We start from the raw sequence: 19,096 nt of genomic DNA on the forward strand, positions 1-19,096 counted from the left end.
TCACTCCTGGGTGGCGACGGTGCGAAGACGCGCCAGCTGCGGTCGGTTCGGCCCGGCGGTCGCGCGCACGAGCAAGCGTAGCCCGCCCTCGTTCCAGGCCGCGGGAAGCCAGAGGCGGGTCGGCCGGCCCCCGGAGAACCGCGGCGCGGCGGGGTCGTCGAGCCAGACCCGGCCGAGCAGCTCGCCGTGCGCGAAGGCACTCACGCGCACCTGGGTGCCGGCGAACCACAGCGACCAGCCGCCGGGCGGCAGCGCGACGTCGAGCCACGCCTCGTCGCCGGGCTCGAGGCCCAGCGGCAGCCCCACGTCCGCGCCCGGGGCGGGCCGCGCGGCCAGCCCCACGAGCGCCGTGTCCGGCTGCGCCTCGACCTGCCAGCCGCGCACGGGGTCGAGGCGCAGCAGCTCCGCCCCGCCCAGCGCGCCCGGCGTGTGCGGCAGCGTGACGGCGACGTCCGCCCCCTCCCCGGGCGCCAGGTGGAGCCACGGGTCCTCGGCCGCCACCGTGCGCCGCGCGCCGTCCACCCGCACGTCGACCGCCCCGGGCACGCCGTCGAGGCGCAGGGCGTGGTGCCGGACCCCGTCCACGGGCAGCGACCGCCGGTACGTGACCGGCCGCCCGACCCGCGTGCTGCTCCAGCCGCCGAGCGTGCGCACCGGCGCCGGGTCGCCCGCCCACTGCTCCCTGTCCTCGACGCTCCAGAGCGCGGACACGTCGTCGCGGGCCGCCACGGACCAGACGCGCCCGACGCCGCGCAGCGACCCGGCGCGCAGGCCGGGCAGACGGGCGTCGTCGAAGTTGGCGTGACCCCAGGTCTCGACGGTCGCGGTCAACCGGCTCGCGCCGCCGGTCGCCACCACCGTCGTCGCGCCGAAGCGCGCGAGGGTCGGGCGGGCCACGCCGTCGAGGGCGAGGTCGACCATGTCGCCCGCGCCCTCCAGCAGGAGCTCGACGGCGCCGGTGACGTCGGCCGCGTAGTGGGTGCGGCCGCGGTGGACGCCGGCCTCCTCCGACGCCGGCGGGAGGTCGTACGCCTCGGGTCGGCCGTCGCGGACGGGCAGGTCGAGCCGCACGGCCCGCGCCACGTCGGTGACGGGGACCGTCGCGTCCTGCGCGGGGTCGGCGTCCGCGTCCCACGCGGGCACGGGCGGGGCGGGGCTCTCCCCCGGCCCCGGCACGTGCTGCGGGTGGTGCAGGACGACGTCCCACCGGTCGTCACCGGCACGCGCGGCCGCGCGGACCGGCGCACCGGGGGCCGGCGCGGCCAGCTCCACGAGCGTCGTGCGTCCGTCGCGCGCCTCGAGGACGACGACCGCCGGGCCCTCGCCGGCGAGCTCGAGCCCGGAGGGTCCCGCCGCGACGAGGTCGGCGGTCGCCAGGCGCAGCGTCCCCGGCGCCCCGAACCGGTCGAGGGGCAGGTCCCGCAGCACCAGCAGGCACGACTCGGGCGGCAGCGCCACCTCCACGGTCGCCGAGCCTTCGGCGTCGATCGGCAGCAGCGCCTCGGCCCACGACTCCCCGAGGTTCGGCACGCCGAGCAGCGAGCCGCCGCCGTCGAGCCCGAGGCAGGACGGCGACGCGCTCGTCGGCGCCGACGTCGCGTACGCGCCGGGCGCCGCCCGGGGCACGCCGCGCGCCAGGGCCGGCCCCAGGGTCCGCACGACGGCGGCCAGCACGCGCGCCTGGGTCGTCTCCGGGCGCGGGGCGCCGACCGGCGAGAGGAACCCGCCGAAGTCGTAGTCGTGCGTCATGAAGCTGCCCGGGTCGCCCCAGTTCCCGACCGACGGCGTGTACCCGAGGTCGAAGCCGGACGCCTGCAGGTACGGCGCGAGCAGCGTCGCGCCGCTGACCAGCAGCCGGCGCAGGGTGACGTGCCGCCGGTTCGTCTCGGTCACCAGGAGGGGCAGCCCCCGGACGGCGACGAGGTCCGCGTAGCGGCGCACCTCCGGCTCGACGTGCGGCGACCGGTCGTCCGGGTAGAAGTTGAACGCCGGCGCCACGCCGTCGACCCCGCCCGTCGCGCCGAGCAGGTCGCCCTGGCCGGCGCACGCGACGAGCGGCACGGTGATGCCGTGCTCGCGCGCCATGGCTGCGAGCGCCCCGACGTACCCCGCCCGGTCGTCGCAGTCGAAGAAGTCGAGCTCGTTCTCCAGCTGCACGGCCACGACGCTGCCGCCGCGGCCGTGCTGGCGAGCGGCCAGGATCGGCAGCACCTGGTCGAACCACTCCCGCACGTGCGCCAGGTAGCGCGGCTCGGCCTGGCGCAGCCGCAGCCCCGGCTCGAGCGTGAGCCAGGCGGGCAGCGCGCCGCCGTCCCACTCCGAGCAGATGTACGGCCCGGGGCGGGCGACCACCAGCAGCCCCGCCTCGTGGGCGAGGTCGAGGAACGTCCCGACATCGCGCCGCCCGGTGAAGTCCCAGCGGCCCGGCTCGAGCTCGTGGAAGTTCCAGGGCAGGTAGACGTCGACGGCGTCGTACCCCGTCGCCCGTACCTGGGCGAGCCGCGCCGCCCACTCCTCGCGCGGCAGGCGGAAGGAGAAGAGGGACGCGCACAGCAGCGCCTTCTCCTCGCCGTCCACCACCAGGCCCGAGGGGCCCAGGACCACGCTGCTGCTCGTCACGACCGTCACTTCACACCCGCGCTTCCGACGGAGACGTTCATCTCGTACAGGTACTTCTGGCCGAGGTAGTACACGACGATCATCGGCAGCGTCAGCATGATGGAGCCGACCATGACGAGGTTCCACGGCGGCAGCTGCATGGCGTTGCTCGTGGAGGTCATGTACTGCAGGCCGAGCGCCAGCGGCATCGTCTCCTCGGAGTTGAGGTAGATGAGCGGCCCCATGAAGTCCCCCCACGCGTGCGTCAGCGTGAAGATCGCGATGGCCGTGAGGATCGGCCACATCATGGGCAGCACGATGCGCCGGTAGATGCCGAAGTAGCCGAGCCCGTCCACCTGCGCGGCCTCGTCCATCTCGCTCGGGATGCGGGAGACGAACTGCCGCACGAGGAACACGTTGAACGCGTTGGAGAAGAAGCTCGGCACGATGAGCGGCAGGTAGGTGTTCACCCAGCCCAGCTCCTTGAACAGCAGGAACTGCGGGATCATCGTGATCTGCGCCGGGATCATCATGGTGGCGAGCACGACGACGAACATGACGTTCTTGCCGGGCGCGCGCAGGCGGGCGAACGCGTAGCCGACCAGCGACGACGAGAGCACCTGACCGACGGCGGACAGGGTCGCGATGATCACCGAGTTCAGGACGAACCGGCCCACGGGCAGTCCCGTCGCGGTGAAGACGTCGCTGAAGTTCGACCAGAGGAACTCCGTGGGGATCACGGTGAACGCGTTCTGCGCGCTGGTCTGGTCGCTCGCCAGCGCGATGGAGACCATGAGGATCAGCGGCACGAAGAAGACCGCCGAGACGATCAGCAGCACCGCGTAGGTGACGGGCGTCGCCTTGAACGCCTTGAGCGTGCGGGCCGTGGCGCCGCGGCCGGGCGCGAGGTCCGGCTCGGCCACGGCGGCGGGTGGGGCCTGGGTCGCTGCGGCCATCACCGCACCTCCGTCTCGTAGAACACCCAGCGCCGCGACGTGCGGAACGCGAGCGCGGTGAAGCCGATGATGACGACGAACAGCAGCCAGGCGACGGCCGACGCGTAGCCGAAGTGGTAGAAGCCGAAGGCCTCGTCGAACAGCAGCGGCACCACCATCTGGCTGGCGTTGTCAGGACCGCCCTGGGTGAGGATGTACACCTGGGAGAAGATCTGGAACGCGCCGATCAGCCCCATGATGAGGTTGAAGAAGATGATCGGCGTGATCTGCGGGAACGTGATCGACCAGAACTGCCGGAACGGCCCCGCCCCGTCGATCTCGGCGGCCTCGTAGAACTCCCGCGGGATGCCGTTCATGGCGCTGAGCAGCAGCACCGTGGCGCTCCCGGCGCCCCACGCGGACAGCACGACGAGCGCGGGCTTGACCCACAGCGGGTCGAGCAGCCAGTCGGGCCCTTGGACACCGAACACCCCGAGCAGGTCGTTGAGCGGGCCGGACGGCGCGAGCACCATCTTGAACACCATCGCGGTGGCTACGAGCGGCACCAGCGTGGGCAGGTAGATCATCGTGCGGAAGAACTTGCGGCCGCGGACCTTCTTGTTGAGCAGGTTGGCCAGCCAGAGGCCGACCGCCAGGCCGAGCGGGACCGAGACCGCGGCGTAGAAGAAGGTGTTCCACAGGGCCTTCCAGAACACCGGGTCGCCGGTGAGGGCCTGGACGTAGTTGTCCAGCCCGACGAACACGGGCGGCGTGAACGAGTCCCACTCGGTGAGCGAGATGTACACGGACGCGATCATCGGGCCCAGCAGGAACCCGACGAAGCCGACGAGCCAGGGCGAGATGAACAGCCAGAAGAACCGGGCCTCCGTCCGGCCCCGCCGGGACAGCTTCGGGCGGGGCAGGCGTGCGGCGCGCCGGCCCCCCGTGCGGCGCGGGCCCTGGGCCCGCGCCGCACCGAGGACGGCGCCGAGGTCGGCGGCCATCGTCAGCCCTGGCCGACGATCGACTCGAGCTTCGTCTGGATCGCGTCGAGCTGCGTCTTCGCGTCGCCGCCCTCGTTCCAGAACGTGCCCAGGTTGTCGTCGAACGTCGCCTGCATCTCGTTCCACTCGGGGATCAGGGGCGAGGTGAAGACGAAGTCGGACGACTCCGCGAAGGCGCCCATGTTGATGTCCTTGGTGGCCCACTCCGGCTCGAGGAACGCGTCCGACTGCTGCACCTGGACGTTGGCGGGCACGTCCTGCGCGTTGTCGATGATGACCTGCTGCGCCTCGGCGTCGGTGAGGTAGTCGATCGCCTCGAACGCCTTGTCCGCGTGCTCGGAGTCGCGCGAGATCGCCAGGCCGGAGCCGAAGGCCGACACGGCCTGCTCGTCGCCCTGCCACATCGGGGCGATGTCCCAGTCGAAGTCCGACTCGAGGAGGCCGCCGATGGCCCAGAACCCGGTCGTGTTCATCGCGACCTTCTGCGCGGCGAACGCCGGGTCGCCCCCCATGTCGGGTCCCATGTCGGCGTACTCGGCCGCGGTCGGGACGACGTGCTCCTTGAAGGTGAGGTCGTTCGCCCACTGCAGCGCGTCGACGACCTCGGGGGTGTTCACCGTCGGGGCGCCCGAGTCGTCGATGATCTGGCCGCCGTTCTGGTAGGCGAAGCTCCACCACTGCGCCCACCAGCCGGCGCCGCCGTAGCCCCACTGCTTGCCCGGCACTGTGAGCTTCTCCATCGCCGTCTGGGCGTCCTCCTGCGTCCAGTCCGCCGTGGGGTAGTCCACGCCGGCGGCGTCGAAGAGGTCCTTGTTGTAGTAGACGATCATCGCGCCGGAGCGGTCCGGGATCGCGTAGACCTTGTCCTGGTAGGAGTACAGGGAGCCGGTGGGCCCGAAGCGCTCGTCGAGGTCCATGCCGGACTTTGACACGTACTCGTCCAGCGGCAGGATCTGGTTCTTGGACGAGTAGACGTTGACGCCCTCGGCGACCTGCATGATGTCCGGGCCGTTGCCGCCCGCGATCATCGTCTGCACCTTCTGCTCGTACTGGTCGCTCGGGATGAGCTGGAGCTTGACCTTGATGTCGGGGTGCGCCTTCTCGAGCATGTCGACGCGCTCCTGGTACGACGTCTTGTCGACGTCGCCGCCCCACACCGTCATCGTCAGCGTCGTGACCCCGCCGCCGCCCGAGTCCTCGCCCGAGCCGCACGCCGCCAGCGCCGACATGCCCAGCGCGGCGAGCGCCACCCCGACGACGCCCCTGCTCCATCGCGTCCTTGCGTTCATCGTCTCCGCCTCTCTGCGGTGGGCCGGTCGTCGTCGACCGGCCCTTCGATTACAACGTTGGTAAAACTAACCCTTGGATAAATAGATGTCGACGGTTCGGTGATCACGAAGTGATCACGGTGCCCGGGCGCCCCGGGCCGCTCCGCCGTGCCGGGCCGGCACCGTTGCGACGGTGCCGGCCCGGCCTCACGTCAGCCGCAGGTGCGGGCCGCGTACCCGACGGCGACCGCCGGCCCGTCGCCCATCGCGACGGTCACGGTGCCGGCGTCGAGCGTCCGCTCCCGCGTGCTCACCACCGCGGACGCGCTGGCGCCCGGCGCCACTCCCCGCACGGTGCGGTCCCCGACCGCCGTCCGGACCTCGACGTCGCCGGCGTGGTCCGTCGCGTTGCGGACGGTCGTCACGAGCTGGACGCGCCCCTGGCCCACGCAGCGCGCGGCCACGGCCGGCTCGACCGCCGTCGGCGGCGCGTCCACCGTGAGCTCCGGGATCTTGAGGTACGAGCCCGGGGTCGCGAAGGTGATCCGCACCGCCGAGGCCCAGACCGGGTCGAGGGCGACGGCCGTCCGGGTGCCGTTCGCGCCCGGGGCCACGTCCTGCGCCGTCGTCGCGTGCCAGGCGCCGTCGGCGTCCCGGTACTCGACGCCGAACCGCGCGATCGTGCCCTCGATGTTCGTGAACGCGACCTGGTCGACGACGTGCGCCGCGGCCGGCTCCACGGTGAAGGTCACCTCGTCCTGCGTCGAGCCGCTCGCCCACGTGGACCACGACGTGGACGCCTTGCCGTCGCAGGCGCTCTCGGCCGGCATCGTCTCCCAGTCCGTCTGGTGGAAGGTCGCCGAGACGGTCGTCCCGTCGGCCCCGCACAGCTCGACGACGCCCTCTTCGGACACCTCGATCGTGCGGCCGAACGTGCGGCCCGCGGAGAACCGGTCGTCGGCGGCGAGGGTGCCCGTGATCGTGTGCTGGCCGCGCGTGGCGAACGACGTCGCGTCCCACGTCACGGCCACGTCGGCGGTGACGCCGTCCACCTCGACGGGCACGGTCGCGGGCAGGTCGTCACCGAAGTCCTCGCCCGGCCCGACCTGCTCGGGCAGGCCGTCGTCGACCACCGACCAGACGCCGTCGCCCAGGCCGCGCGAGTCCCAGTAGCTCTCGTCCCAGCCGTCGCCCCAGCGCCCCGGGTCCTCCACGGCGGGGTTGCGCATCTCGGCGCGCCCGTTCTCGCCGATGGTGATCGGCAGCCACACGTACGTCGAGTCGGCGGCGCCGGCGTTCCAGCGGTCGCCCAGGTAGACGAACCGGCCGCCGCCCAGGTCGAGCACGTTCGTGGACTGCGAGCCGAACGTGGACCGGCGCGCGTCGCCGACGGACAGCAGCCCGTCGCCGCCCTCCGGAATCGTGCTGTACGGGACGTCCTCGTACTGGTCGTCGGGCTCGACGCCCCGGATCCACGGCCCGAGGATGCTGTCGGCCGTGTAGTACGTCTGCGGGTTGGGGTCCCATCCCGTCGCGCCGGACGCGACGGCGTAGTACCGGCCGCCGTGCTCGAACAGCGCGGGCGCCTCGAGCATCCCGCACTCCTTGACGATCTGGAAGTCCTCCCCGCGCACCGGCGCCTCGGCGGTGCCGTCCGCGAAGATGTACGGGTACCGGCCGTCCTCCGAGTACTGCCCGGCGTCGGCCATGTCCGTCCCCGTGGTGTGCGTGACGTTCGTGTACGTCTCGTCCAGCTCGGCCACGTAGAGCGACCGGTTCTCCTCCGAGGAGTAGACGATGTACGCCGTGCCGTCGTCGTCCTGGAACACGGTCATGTCGCGCGCCTGGCCCGGCACCGCGGCGGAGATGCAGTCCTGGTAGCTCGTCCGGTTCGGCATCCGGTACACGCCCGTCATGCGGAACGGGCCGGTCGGGCTGTCCGACACCGCCACGCCCGCCATGGAGCGCGCGTACATGCTGCCGCCCGACGTCGTCTGGCCGTCCGAGTGCCACCACAGCACCCACTGGTCGGTCGCGGCGTTGTACAGCACCTTGGGCCGTTCGAAGATCGTCGTGCGGTCGGCCGCCTCGTTCGTGTCGAGGTGGTAGTCGAGCTGCGCGATCCGCTCGGCGCGCGGCTTCCCGGCGTCGTCCACGGTGTCGTAGAGCGCGTCGAAGTACTCCGACTCCAGGTCCGACGGGTCGGACACGGACCGCAGGACGACGCCCTCGTCCGTCCAGTTCTTGGTGTCGTACGACTTGTACGCGTGCACGCCGGGGCTTCCGTAGTAGCCGTTGCTGCGGTCCTCGCCGTACCAGTAGTACACGGTGCGGCCGTCCTCCTCGCTCTGCACCACCTGGCCTCCGTGCGCCTGGACGTGCTCGCCGCCGTCGTCCAGCCAGGGCGGCGAGAAGTAGTCGTCGGCGCCGGTCCCCGGGTCGAGGACGGCGGGATAGCTCGTATACCCGGCGGAGCCGCCTGAGCGGTCGTCGGCCGCGACGCCGGCCGTGGCCTGCAGGCCGACCAGCGCGAGGGTGAGACAGACGCCGCCGGCGGCCGCCCGGCGGCCCAGAGGCGGCGCGGCACCGCGGTCGTCGCGGGGGTGAGGCATGTCGTTCTCCTTCGTCGTCGAAGCGAGACGTGCGTGGCGGGCGACGGCCGTCGGTCGCCCGCCACGCAGGCTGGCACGTCCCAATGTTTACGTCAACATTTGATCGCTGCACTCTTTCGCTTCTGCTCGTTTCGGGGGCTCGAGACAGGTCGCACGCCACCGCCGCGGCCCACGAGAGCCGCCGGGCCGCCCTCCTCGGCGGACGTCGGACGGCAGGACCGCGCCCAGGACCCGGGCGGGGCGGCCGTCAGGGCAGACGCACGGTGGTGCGCGCGCCGTCGGGCCAGACGACGACGGCGGTCGCGTCGTCGACCGTCACGGCGCCGCCGTGGGTCGGGGTGTCGCGGGAGCCGTCGCCGCGGTGCAGGGTGACGAGGCAGGCGGTCCAGGCACCGGGGGCCGCGGCCAGGTCGACCCAGGGCACGCGCGCGCCCTCGCCGAGCGGGCTGACGTCGTCGCGCACGGTGGCGCCGCCGGTCCCGTCGCCGAGCAGCGAGGCGACGACGGAGCTCAGGCCGTCGCCGGCGACGGTCGGCCAGCCCGAGACGCGCAGCCGGACGGCCGTGGCGGCACCGTCGTCCGCACCGGCGGCGAACGCGTCCGCCCGGACGCAGCGCACCTCCCACGGCCCGCGGACGACGGACACGACGGTCAGGACGCCCGCGTCGGCGGCGTCTCCGGTCGCGCCGGAGCCGTGGCCCTGCTGGTCCGCCGCGGGGAGCACCCAGTGCGCCGCGACGCGCGACGCCGCCACCGCCGCCTCCGCCTCTCCGGCGGAAGGCTCGACGACGCCCACCTCGAGGGTGGTCATCCCGGTGCGGTGCGTGGCCCGCCCGGTCGCGTCGACGAGGCTGACGGACTGGTCGACGGGCGAGAGCCAGCTGTCGTCGTCGAGCCACGGGCAGGTGGCGGTGGAGTAGCCGAGCCGCGCGTACAGGGGCGAGTCGCCGGTGCGGTCGCCCTCGCGGGCGTGGTCCGTGCCGTGGTTGACCACCCGGACGACGCCGTCGGCCCGGGTGCCGCTGATCACCCAGCCGGGCGCGCGGACGACGCGCAGCACGTCGCCGTGCTCGACCGGCAGCGGCTCCTCCGGCGCGGTCCAGGCCGGGTGGTCGGCGGGCAGCGCGAGGCCGAGCAGCCCCTTGCTCGCCCAGTAGGGCGAGCCGGGGCCCGAGTACGACTGCGCCAGGCGCGGCCAGGCGTGGTGCCAGCCGAGCGTGAGCAGGCCGTCGTCGTCGGGGGCGCCCCGCTCGACGAAATGCCCCACCACGGCGGACGCCGCGCGCCGCAGCAGGCCCGGGGGCAGCGACGGCACCTCCGCCATCGCGCCCACCCAGAACGGCGCGGCCGCCGCGAACCGGTAGGTGAGGGAGCGGCCCTGCACCAGCGGCGACCCGTCGCCGCCGACCAGCGCCACCGCGTCCTGCAGGTAGCGGTCGAGCAACGCGACGTCGCGCTCGCGGCGCGGGGCCGCGAGGTCCGCCGCGCCCGCCATCCGCGCCCACAGGGTCGGGTACAGGTGCAGCGCCCAGCCGGCGTAGTGGTCGAAGGCGCGCTCGGCGCCGTCGGACATCCAGCCGTCCGCGCGCTCGAAGGAGTCGTGCGTCGCGAGGTCCGCGGCCATCTCGTCCAGGGAGTGCGGCCCGCCGACCGAGCGCAGGAACGTCTGCACGACCAGCCGGAACCAGACCCAGTTGATCCGCGGGTAGGTGTCGTCTCCGACGGCCTCCGCGAGGTAGTCGACCACGCGCTCCTGCACGGCCGGGTCGAGCCGGTCCCAGATCCACGGCCGCGTCAGGTCCAGGACCAGCGCGATCGACGCCGCCTCCACCTTGGCCTGCCCGTGCTGGGACAGCCGCACCCAGCGCTCGGGGTGGCGGGGGTCGGTCCCGGCGGCCAGGCCCGCGGCGTACCGCTCGGCGTACCCGTGCGGGTCGACGCCGCGCTCCCCCGCCAGCCGGAACCCGGCGAGCAGGAACGTGCGCGCGTAGCCCTCGAGACCGTCCACGGCGCGGCCGTAGCCGCCCTCGGCACCGGGGAGCGTCACCAGCGCGCCGTCCGGCGAGGTGTACGGCCGCACCGCGGCGAGCATCGTGTCCGCGAGCGCCGCCCAGCGGCCGCGGTCCCAGCCGGAGAGCTCGCTCACGGCGTGCCGGCCGGACGGTCGCGCGCCGTCGGCCTCTCGGGTCGCACCTGCGAGATCCATCGCGCCCTTCCTCGTCGAGGGTTCCGACCGCCGTGGCGATCACGCCCGATCATCCGCGATCGAACAGGAACAGAGTGAAGCGTTCAGGTTATCGCCATGTCCAGCATGTTGCTGTACCCTCATGATCGTTTTAGGTCGTTTGCTGGTCACCGATCCGAGACGAGGTCGTCGTGGACACCCCGCAGGACACCTTCGCCGGGCCGCTCGCCGCGACCCTCCCCCTGCCACCGCCCGGTGTCGAGCGCGCGGCGGCCCTGGACGCCCTGCTGCTCCCGCCCGACGCGGCGCTCCCCGTCCCGCCCGCGACCGAGCGAGGGCGGTGGGACCCCGCCCGCGGGGCGCTCGACGCCGCCACCGCGACCGCCGTCGTCGACCGCGCCGAGGCCGAGCTCGGCGCGCCGTGGCCCCTCCCGCTCGCGAGCACCGCGGCCCGCCTGCACCGCGACGGCGACCGTGACGCGCACGAGCAGCTCGTCTACGGCCGCGAGCGGCGCCTGTCCCGCGCGGCCGTCGCCGCGGCGGTCTCGCTCGGCACGTCGGGAGCCGACCGGTGGCTCGACGAGGTGGCGGACGGCGTCTGGCAGCTGTGCGAGCAGAGCTCCTGGTGCTGGCCGGCCCACGACGACTCCCTGCTCCGCCACGGGTCGGTGCTGCCCACGGTCACGGACCCGTACCTCGACCTCGGGGCCGGCGAGGTGGTCGGTCAGCTCGCGTGGGTGGACCACCTGCTCGGGGCGGGGCTCGACGCGCGCTACCCGGGCCTGCGTGCGCGGGTGCGCCACGAGGCGCGCGTCCGCGTCGTCGAGCCGTTCCTGCGCCGCCGCGACTGGCACTGGCTGGGGCTGGACGGCGACGTGCACAACTGGAACCCGTGGATCCACGGGAACGTGCTGGTCGCCGCCCTGCGCCTGCTCGACGGCGAGCACGAGGCCGCCCAGCGCGCCCGCGTCGTGGAGCTGGTGCTGCAGGGCCTGGACCGCTACGTCGCATGCCTGCCCGACGACGGCGCGATCGACGAGGGGTACGCCTACTGGTGGAACGGCGCCTGCCGCGCGCTCGAGGCTCTCGACGTGCTGGCGCACGCCACCGGCGGCGCCGTCGACGCCCTCGACCCCGGGCGGTCGCCCACCGCGCTGCGCGGGACCGTCGCCTTCCCGCACCGGATGCACCTGGGCGGGGCGTGGTACCTCAACCTGGCCGACGGCCAGGCCCGGCCGCACCTGACGCCGCCCTGGCGCGCCCTGCACCGCGCGGCGCTCCGCACGGGCGACCCCGACGCGGCGGCCCACGCGCTCGCGCACCGGGTGCCCGGGGCGGGCGCCGAGGAGCAGCAGGGGCTCGGGCGGCTGCTGCGCGCCCTCACCGACCGCGACTGGCAGGCGGCGCCCGACGCGCTCCCGCCGCTCCCCGCCGAGACCTGGCTCGGCTCCACCGAGGTGCTCCTGGCCCGCGAGTGCACGGGCGACGCGGCCGGGCTCGCGCTCGCCGTCAAGGGCGGCCACAACGCGGAGGCGCACAACCACAACGACGTCGGGTCCGTCGTCGTCGCGTCCGACGGCGTGCCCGTGGTGGTCGACGCGGGGCGTCCGACGTACACCGCGCGGACGTTCGGCCCCGACCGGTACCGGATCTGGACCATGCAGTCGTCGTGGCACTCCGTGCCCGAGGTCGCCGGGACCCCGCAGGCGGTGGGCGCCGACGCGCGGGCGCGCGACGTCCGCCCCGCCCTCTGCGGCCGCGGCACGGGGGCGCCGTCCGGCGTGACGCTGGACCTCGCCGCCGCGTACCCCGTCGCGGGGCTGCGGTCCTGGCGGCGCTCGGCACGCCTCGAGCGCGGCCCCGACGCCCGCGTCGTGGTGTCGGACGCCTGGGACCTCGACGACCGGCGCGACGACGGGCACGGCGACGGGCACGGGGACGGGCACGACGATCCCGAGGCGACGACGGTCCGCTTCCTCCTCGCCGGCGACGTCTCGCTGACGCCGGGGCGCGCCGTCGTCGTCCCGCTCGACGGCGCCCCTCTCCTGCACCTCGCGTGGCCGCCGGACGTCCCCGCCGCGCTCGTGGACCGCCCCCTCGACGACCCGGTGCTGAGCGAGGTGTGGGGCGACCGCCTCACACGCCTGGACCTCGACGTCACCGGCCGCGACGACCTGGAGGTCGTCATCGCGCGAGAGGTCGACGCGGAGGGATCAGGATGACCGGGCGGCGGGCCGTCGCCCGCCGCAGCGAGGAGGAAGAGTGACCACCGATCCGCAGCTGCGTGCCCCGCTCCCGGCCGAGCGCCGGACCGCCCTGCTCGCCGCCCTCGACCGCGACGGCGTCGTGCGGGTCGCCGACGTGTCGCGGGCCCTCGGCGTGACGGCCGTGACCGTGCGGCGCGACATCACGCAGCTCGAGCGGGAGGGCCGCCTCGTGCGCGTGCACGGGGGCGCCGTGCCCGCCGCCGCGCCGGCGGCCAGCGCCGCGCCCGCCCCGTCGCCGACCTCGCAGACCGTCGGGGTGCTCGTCCCCTCCCTGGACTACTACTGGCCCGGGGTGGTGCGCGGGATGGAGGCCGAGGCACGGGAGCACGGGCTGCGCGTCGTGCTCCGCGGCTCCTCGTACGAGACGCCGGACGAACGGCCCGCCCTGCAGCGACTGGCCGAGGCCGACGGGGTCAGCGGGCTGATCCTCGCCCCGCGCACCGACGGCACGCGGGGGGCCGACGTCGCCCGGTGGCTGCGGGACTCCGGCCTGCCCCACGTGCTCGTCGAGCGCGAGGCCGCGCTCGCTCCCCACCGCGAGGCGCTCGAGTCCGTGGTCTCGGACCACGCGCTCGGCGCGCTCATGGCCGTGCACCACCTCGCCGACCTCGGCCACCGCAGGGTGGGACTCGTGCTGTCGCGCGAGTCGCCGACGTCGCGCAAGATCGCCGCGGGCTGGCGCGCCGCCTGCGCCGGGCTCGGGCTGTCGACCGAGGAGCACTTCGAGCGGCTCGCGCCCGACCGCCGCAACCCCGAGTTCCCGGGGGCCGTGACGGAGGTCGTCGACACCGCGGTCGCCTCCGGCACGACGGCGCTGCTGGTGCACTCCGACCCCGAGGCGTCCGCCGTCGTGCAGGAGGCGATGGACCGGGGTCTCGGCGTGCCGGGCGATCTCTCGGTGCTGTCGTACGACGACGAGGTCGCCGGGCTCTTCAGCCCCGCCCTCACCGCCGTGCGGCCGCCGCGCGCCGCCGTCGGCCACGCCGCCGTCGACCTGCTGCTCAAGCGCCTCGCCGACCCCGAGCGCCCCGTGCACCGCGTGGCGATCAGCCCGCGCCTGGTGGTGCGGGAGTCGACGGGGCCGGTGCGCCCGGGGTAACCCACGGCCGCGGACGACGCTCGCCTCGTCGAAAGTTAACCGTGATTCACATGGGTGGCGTAGGGTGCGGCAGGACGACGCACGTCGCGCTCGGCGGGCCACGACGCCCGGGCGAGGCGATCCTGGACCCGGAGGTGACGGCGGATGACAGCACACCGGGCGACGGCCGGCGAGAAGGCCGGCACGCCGGCGACGGGCGAGCGCGCCGTGTACTTCGTCTCCGACGGCACCGGCATCACCGCCGAGACGCTGGGCGGCGCGCTCCTCGTGAACTTCCCGGGCGTCGCGTTCCGGCGCCACACCGTGCCGTTCGTCGACACCGACCGCGCCGCGCGCGCCCTCGTCGGCCAGATCGACCGGTCCGCGGCGGACGGCCTCGGCCCGATCGTCTTCACCACGGTGCGGGCGCCGGCCGTCCGCGAGGAGCTCGAGCGGTCGCGCGGCGTCCTCATCGACCTCCTCGGCGGGCACCTCGTCGAGCTCGAGCGCGCGCTGGGCACGACGTCCAGCGAGCACCTCGTCCCGTCGCACGGCGTCGGCGACCTGGAGCGCTACTTCGCCCGCATGCGCGCGGTCGAGTACGCCATCGAGCACGACGACGGGCAGAGCCGCCGCGCGCTCGACCTCGCCGACGTCGTCATCATCGCGCCGTCGCGCTGCGGCAAGACCCCCACCACCATGTACCTCGCGCTGCAGCACGGCCTCCTCGTCGCGAACTACCCCCTGACCGAGGACGACTTCCCGACCGACGACCTGCCGCCCGTGGTGGCGCCCTACGCCGCGCGGTGCTTCGGCCTCACCACGACGCCCCTGCGCCTGAGCCAGGTACGGCACGAGCGGCGCCCGAACTCGCGGTACGCGAGCCTCGCCCAGTGCCGGCTCGAGCTGCGCCAGGCCGAGGACCTCTACCGGCGCACGCGCGTCCCGTTCCTCAACTCCTCCACCAAGAGCGTCGAGGAGATGTCCGCCGTCATCCTCCAGACCATGAAGCTGCGCGGCTGACACCCCACGATCCGTACCCCACGATCCGCACCCACGAAGGGACCGACGATGGCCCACATCCTCTGGTTCGACGAGATCGGCATGGACGACCTGGCCCGGGTCGGCGGCAAGAACGCCTCCCTCGGGGAGATGGTGTCCCGGCTCCGGGCGGCCGACGTCCGCGTGCCGCGCGGGTTCGCCACCACCGCCGAGGCCTACCGCCGGTTCCTCGAGCACGACGACCTCGCGGGCCGGATCCGCGCCGCCGTCGAGGGCCTGGACACGGACGACGTCGCCGCCCTCGCGCGGGTGGGGTCGACCGTGCGCGGCTGGGTCGAGGAGCAGCCGTTCCCGGCCGACGTCGAGGCGGACGTCCGCGCGGCGTTCGCGACGCTCGTGGCCGAGGACCCCGAGCCGGAGCAGGTGACGTGGGCCGTGCGCTCCAGCGCCACCGCCGAGGACCTGCCCGACGCGTCGTTCGCGGGGCAGCAGGAGACCTTCCTCAACATCGGGGGCATCGACAACGTGCTGCACGCTGTGCGCTCCGTCTTCGCGTCCCTGTACAACGACCGCGCGATCGCCTACCGGGCGCACCACGGGTTCGACCAGCACGACGTCGCGCTCTCGGCCGGGGTGCAGCGGATGGTGCGCTCCGACGTCGGCGCCTCCGGCGTCATGTTCACGGTCGACACGGAGTCCGGGTTCGACCAGGCCGTCTTCGTCACCAGCTCCTACGGGCTCGGGGAGGCCGTGGTCCAGGGCGCGGTCAACCCGGACGAGTTCTACGTCTACAAGCCCGCGCTGCGCGCCGGCCGGCCTGCCGTCCTCAAGCGCTCCGTCGGCGAGAAGGCGGTCGCCATGCGCTACGCCGCCGGCCGGCACGTCGGCGGCAGCACGGTGTTCGCCGACGTCGACCCCGCCGAGCGCGCCCGCTTCTCGCTCACCGACGCCGAGGTCACGGAGCTCGGCCGCATCGCGCTCGTCATCGAGGAGCACTACGGGCGCCCCATGGACATCGAGTGGGGCAAGGACGGGGTGGACGGGAGGCTGTACGTCCTGCAGGCACGCCCCGAGACCGTGGTCTCGCGCGACTCGGGGAACGTCGTGCACCGGTTCACGCTCCGCGAGCACGGCACGGTCCTGCTGGAGGGGCGCGCCATCGGGCAGAAGGTCGGCGCCGGCCGCGCGCGGGTGCTGTCCTCCGTCGACCAGATGCACGACTTCGCGCCCGGGGACGTGCTCGTCGCGGACATGACCGACCCGGACTGGGAACCCATCATGAAGCGCGCCGCGGCGATCGTGACGAACCGCGGCGGGCGCACCTGCCACGCGGCGATCATCGCGCGCGAGCTCGGCATCCCGGCCGTCGTCGGGACGGGCACCGCGACCGCCGACCTGCCCGACGGGCGCGAGGTGACCGTCTCCTGCGCCGAGGGCGACGAGGGTCGCGTCTACGAGGGCCTGCTGGCGTTCGACGACGCCGCGACCGAGCTCGACCGGATGCCCGAGCCGCCCGTGAAGATCATGATGAACGTCGGCACCCCCGACCAGGCGTTCTCCTTCGCCCGGCTCCCGAACCACGGCGTCGGGCTGGCCCGCCTCGAGTTCATCATCAACCGGCAGATCGGCATCCACCCCCGCGCTCTGCTCGACGCCGACGAGCTGCCGGCCGAGCTGCGGGACGAGGTCGCGAGCCGTGCCGCCGCCTACCCCGACCCGCGCGAGTACTTCGTGCAGCGCGTCGCCGAGGGGGTGTCCACGATCGCCGCCGCCTTCGCGCCCGAGCCCGTCATCGTGCGCCTCAGCGACTTCAAGTCGAACGAGTACGCCAACCTCCTCGGCGGCACGCTGTACGAGCCCGACGAGGAGAACCCGATGATCGGCTACCGGGGCGCGTCCCGGTACCTCTCCCCCGACTTCCGCGAGTGCTTCGACATGGAGTGCGAGGCGCTGCGCCGCGTGCGCGACGACATGGGGCTCACCAACGTGCGGGTCATGATCCCGTTCGTGCGTACCGTGGCCGAGGCCGAGGGGGTCGTCGAGCTCCTCGCCGAGAACGGGCTGCGGCGCGGCGAGAACGACCTCCAGGTCGTCATGATGTGCGAGGTGCCGTCCAACGCCCTGCTCGCCGACGAGTTCCTCGAGCACGTCGACGGCTTCTCGATCGGGTCCAACGACCTGACCCAGCTCACGCTCGGCCTCGACCGCGACTCCGCGCTCGTCGCCCACGCGTTCGACGAGCGCGACGCCGCCGTCCGTGAGCTCCTCGGGCTCGCCATCGACGCCTGCCGCCGGCACGGCAAGTACATCGGCATCTGCGGCCAGGGTCCGTCCGACCACGCCGACTTCGCCCAGTGGCTCGTCGAGCGCGGCATCGAGTCCGTGTCCCTCAACCCCGACACCGTCGTCGACACCTGGCTCGCGCTCGCGGCCACCGCGGACGAGAGGAGCACGCGTGCCTGATGTCCCGGCCCCGACGAGCTCACACCCTCGACCCGACCCGAGCTGACCACCGTCCGCTTCCTCCGCAACGAGATCACGTCCCCGTACGTCTCGGTCGGCGCCTACACCTACTCCGACACCGAGGGGAGCGACGCCCCCCCTTCGAGCAGGCGAACGTCAAGTACCTCTACGGGCCGCAACGGCTCGTCATCGGCCGCTTCACCACGATCGGCCGGCGCGTGGTCGGAGCGGACGCTCGAGACCTTCTTGGCGCTCGAGCAACCCGGCGACACCACGGTCGGCAACGACGTGTGGATCGGCCGCGAGGCGACGATCATGCCCGGGGTCACCATCGGCGACGGCGCCGTCGTCGGCGCGCACAGCGTGGTGACGAAGGACGTCGAGCCCTACGCCGTCGTCGCCGGCAACCCGCGTGGCACCTCCGCGTGCGGTTCGACCCCGACGACGTCGACCGGCTGCTGGCCGTCCGCTGGTGGGACTGGCCTGTCGAGGACGTGCCCGGAGCCGACCTGACGGCTCGCGTGCGGACGTCGACGAGAGCCACGCGGCGTCGGGGTGCCGTAGGGTCCCGCGCATGACCGACCAGAGCGGCACCGCGGCGACCGACGAACGGCCTCGGATCGTGAGGCCGGTGCGGACGATCGACTACCACACGGCGGGCGAGCCGTTCCGCATCGTGCCGGCGCCGCCCGTGCCGATCCCCGGCGCGACCGTCGCCGAGCGTCGCCGGCGCGCGATCGACGACCCGGACGTCGACGGGCTGCGCCGCCTGCTGTGCTTCGAGCCGCGCGGCCACGCCGACATGTACGGCGGCTTCGTCACCCCGCCGGACGACGAGGGCGCGCACCTCGGCGTCCTGTTCTGGCACAAGGACGGGTTCTCCACGGCGTGCGGCCACGGGACCATCGCGCTCGGCGCGTGGGCCGTGCGCTCCGGCCTGGTGCCCGCCGACCCGTCCGGGACGACCGACGTGGTGATCGACGTGCCGTCCGGGCGGGTGACCGCCCGCGTGCGCACCGGTGAGGACGGCCGCGTGCACGAGGTCGACTTCGTGAACGTGCCGAGCGCGTTGTTCGCCGCCGACGTGCCCGTGGCCACGAGCCGCGGCGAGATCCGTGCCGACCTCGCCTGGGGCGGCGCTCTGTACGCGTGCGTCGACGCCGCGAGCGCGGGCCTCACGGTGGCGCCCGAGAACCTGGGCGAGATCATCGCCCTCGGCCGTGAGGTCAAGGCCGCTCTCGCCGGCGACCCCCGCCTCGAGCACCCGTCCGACTCCCGGCTGAGCGGCCTGTACGGGACGATCGTCGTCGACGACCTCGGCACGTCGCCCGACGGGGGCCCGCACCAGCGGAACGTGACGATCTTCGCCGACGGCCAGGTCGACCGCTCCCCGTGCGGGTCCGGCACGGCGGCGCGGGTCGCCGTCCTCGCCGCCACGGGGCGGCTGGGCGACGACCAGGTGCTCGTCCACGACTCGATCGTCGGCACCCGGTTCCGCGCCCGCGTCCTGGAGCACGTGACCGACCACGGCCGCGACGCCGTCGTCCCGGTCGTCAGCGGCACCGCGCACCACGTCGCCACGTCGGTGTTCGAGGTCGACCCCGACGACACGCTGATTCCCGGGTTCGTGCTGCGCTGACCGGGCGCGACGCGCCGCCGTCCTTCTCAGGGTCGGCGACCCGGA

At 74.0% G+C, this 19,096-nt stretch carries 11 protein-coding genes and 1 pseudogene; 6 read left to right on the top strand and 6 right to left on the bottom strand.

From position 1 onward, the window contains the following. The 6 genes from ACFQ8T_RS09470 to ACFQ8T_RS09495 all read right to left on the bottom strand — a co-directional run bounded on the left by ACFQ8T_RS09470 (position 1) and on the right by ACFQ8T_RS09495 (position 10,623). Entirely contained in the window at positions 1-2,619 is a 2,619-nt protein-coding gene (locus tag ACFQ8T_RS09470; RefSeq protein ID WP_430546285.1) for a beta-galactosidase, read from the bottom strand. A gap of 5 nt (positions 2,620-2,624) precedes the next feature. Then, a complete protein-coding gene (locus ACFQ8T_RS09475) occupies positions 2,625-3,554 on the bottom strand; it encodes a carbohydrate ABC transporter permease (RefSeq protein WP_430546286.1) in 930 nt (309 codons plus the stop codon). Further along, positions 3,554-4,537, bottom strand: coding sequence for a carbohydrate ABC transporter permease (locus ACFQ8T_RS09480; RefSeq protein ID WP_430546287.1), 984 nt, complete (start codon positions 4,535-4,537; stop codon positions 3,554-3,556). Before ACFQ8T_RS09480 ends, ACFQ8T_RS09475 begins: the two co-directional genes overlap by 1 nt. 2 nt (positions 4,538-4,539) lie before the next feature. Continuing rightward, entirely contained in the window at positions 4,540-5,826 is a 1,287-nt protein-coding gene (locus tag ACFQ8T_RS09485; RefSeq protein ID WP_430546288.1) for an ABC transporter substrate-binding protein, read from the bottom strand. A gap of 191 nt (positions 5,827-6,017) precedes the next feature. Beyond that, positions 6,018-8,417: a family 43 glycosylhydrolase gene (locus tag ACFQ8T_RS09490; protein WP_430546289.1), complete on the bottom strand. Its 2,400-nt coding sequence runs from the start codon at positions 8,415-8,417 to the stop codon at positions 6,018-6,020. A 247-nt stretch (positions 8,418-8,664) separates the two neighbouring features. After that, positions 8,665-10,623: a DUF2264 domain-containing protein gene (locus ACFQ8T_RS09495; RefSeq protein WP_430546290.1), complete on the bottom strand. Its 1,959-nt coding sequence runs from the start codon at positions 10,621-10,623 to the stop codon at positions 8,665-8,667. 170 nt (positions 10,624-10,793) lie between these two features. On the opposite strand from ACFQ8T_RS09495, the gene ACFQ8T_RS09500 reads away from it, so the two are divergent. The 6 genes and pseudogenes from ACFQ8T_RS09500 (at position 10,794) to ACFQ8T_RS09525 (ending at position 19,051) form a co-directional block, all read left to right on the top strand. Then, entirely contained in the window at positions 10,794-12,824 is a 2,031-nt protein-coding gene (locus tag ACFQ8T_RS09500) for a heparinase II/III family protein (protein WP_430546291.1), read from the top strand. Positions 12,825-12,864: 40 nt separating this feature from the next. Next, positions 12,865-13,968, top strand: a complete 1,104-nt coding sequence (locus tag ACFQ8T_RS09505; protein WP_430546292.1) for a substrate-binding domain-containing protein — start codon at positions 12,865-12,867, stop codon at positions 13,966-13,968. A gap of 144 nt (positions 13,969-14,112) precedes the next feature. Further along, the gene (locus ACFQ8T_RS09510) at positions 14,113-14,970 is read left to right on the top strand and encodes a pyruvate, water dikinase regulatory protein (protein WP_430546293.1); all 858 of its coding nucleotides are present in this window, start codon (positions 14,113-14,115) and stop codon (positions 14,968-14,970) included. A gap of 48 nt (positions 14,971-15,018) precedes the next feature. Continuing rightward, positions 15,019-17,412 (top strand): phosphoenolpyruvate synthase, encoded by a 2,394-nt coding sequence (ppsA, locus tag ACFQ8T_RS09515; protein ID WP_430546294.1) that lies wholly within the window; start codon positions 15,019-15,021, stop codon positions 17,410-17,412. Positions 17,413-17,676: 264 nt separating this feature from the next. Next, positions 17,677-17,897, top strand: a pseudogene (locus ACFQ8T_RS09520) (CatB-related O-acetyltransferase); the annotation flags it as partial. A gap of 89 nt (positions 17,898-17,986) precedes the next feature. Continuing rightward, positions 17,987-19,051, top strand: coding sequence for a proline racemase family protein (locus ACFQ8T_RS09525; protein ID WP_430546295.1), 1,065 nt, complete (start codon positions 17,987-17,989; stop codon positions 19,049-19,051). Positions 19,052-19,096: the final 45 nt, after the last annotated feature.

This window comes from Isoptericola sp. NPDC056618 (assembly GCF_042792715.1).
Classification (GTDB): Bacteria; Actinomycetota; Actinomycetes; order Actinomycetales; family Cellulomonadaceae; genus Isoptericola; species Isoptericola nanjingensis.

Excerpts from the sequence above, each read along its gene's own strand:
- ACFQ8T_RS09475 (WP_430546286.1), bottom strand. The coding sequence starts at position 3,554 with ATGGCCGCAGCGACCCAGGCCCCACCCGCCGCCGTGGCCGAGCCGGAC.
- ACFQ8T_RS09480 (WP_430546287.1), bottom strand. The coding sequence starts at position 4,537 with ATGGCCGCCGACCTCGGCGCCGTCCTCGGTGCGGCGCGGGCCCAGGGC.
- ACFQ8T_RS09485 (WP_430546288.1), bottom strand. The coding sequence starts at position 5,826 with ATGAACGCAAGGACGCGATGGAGCAGGGGCGTCGTCGGGGTGGCGCTC.
- ACFQ8T_RS09490 (WP_430546289.1), bottom strand. The coding sequence starts at position 8,417 with ATGCCTCACCCCCGCGACGACCGCGGTGCCGCGCCGCCTCTGGGCCGC.
- ACFQ8T_RS09495 (WP_430546290.1), bottom strand. The coding sequence starts at position 10,623 with ATGGATCTCGCAGGTGCGACCCGAGAGGCCGACGGCGCGCGACCGTCC.
- ACFQ8T_RS09510 (WP_430546293.1), top strand. The coding sequence starts at position 14,113 with ATGACAGCACACCGGGCGACGGCCGGCGAGAAGGCCGGCACGCCGGCG.
- ppsA (WP_430546294.1), top strand. The coding sequence starts at position 15,019 with ATGGCCCACATCCTCTGGTTCGACGAGATCGGCATGGACGACCTGGCC.
- ACFQ8T_RS09525 (WP_430546295.1), top strand. The coding sequence starts at position 17,987 with ATGACCGACCAGAGCGGCACCGCGGCGACCGACGAACGGCCTCGGATC.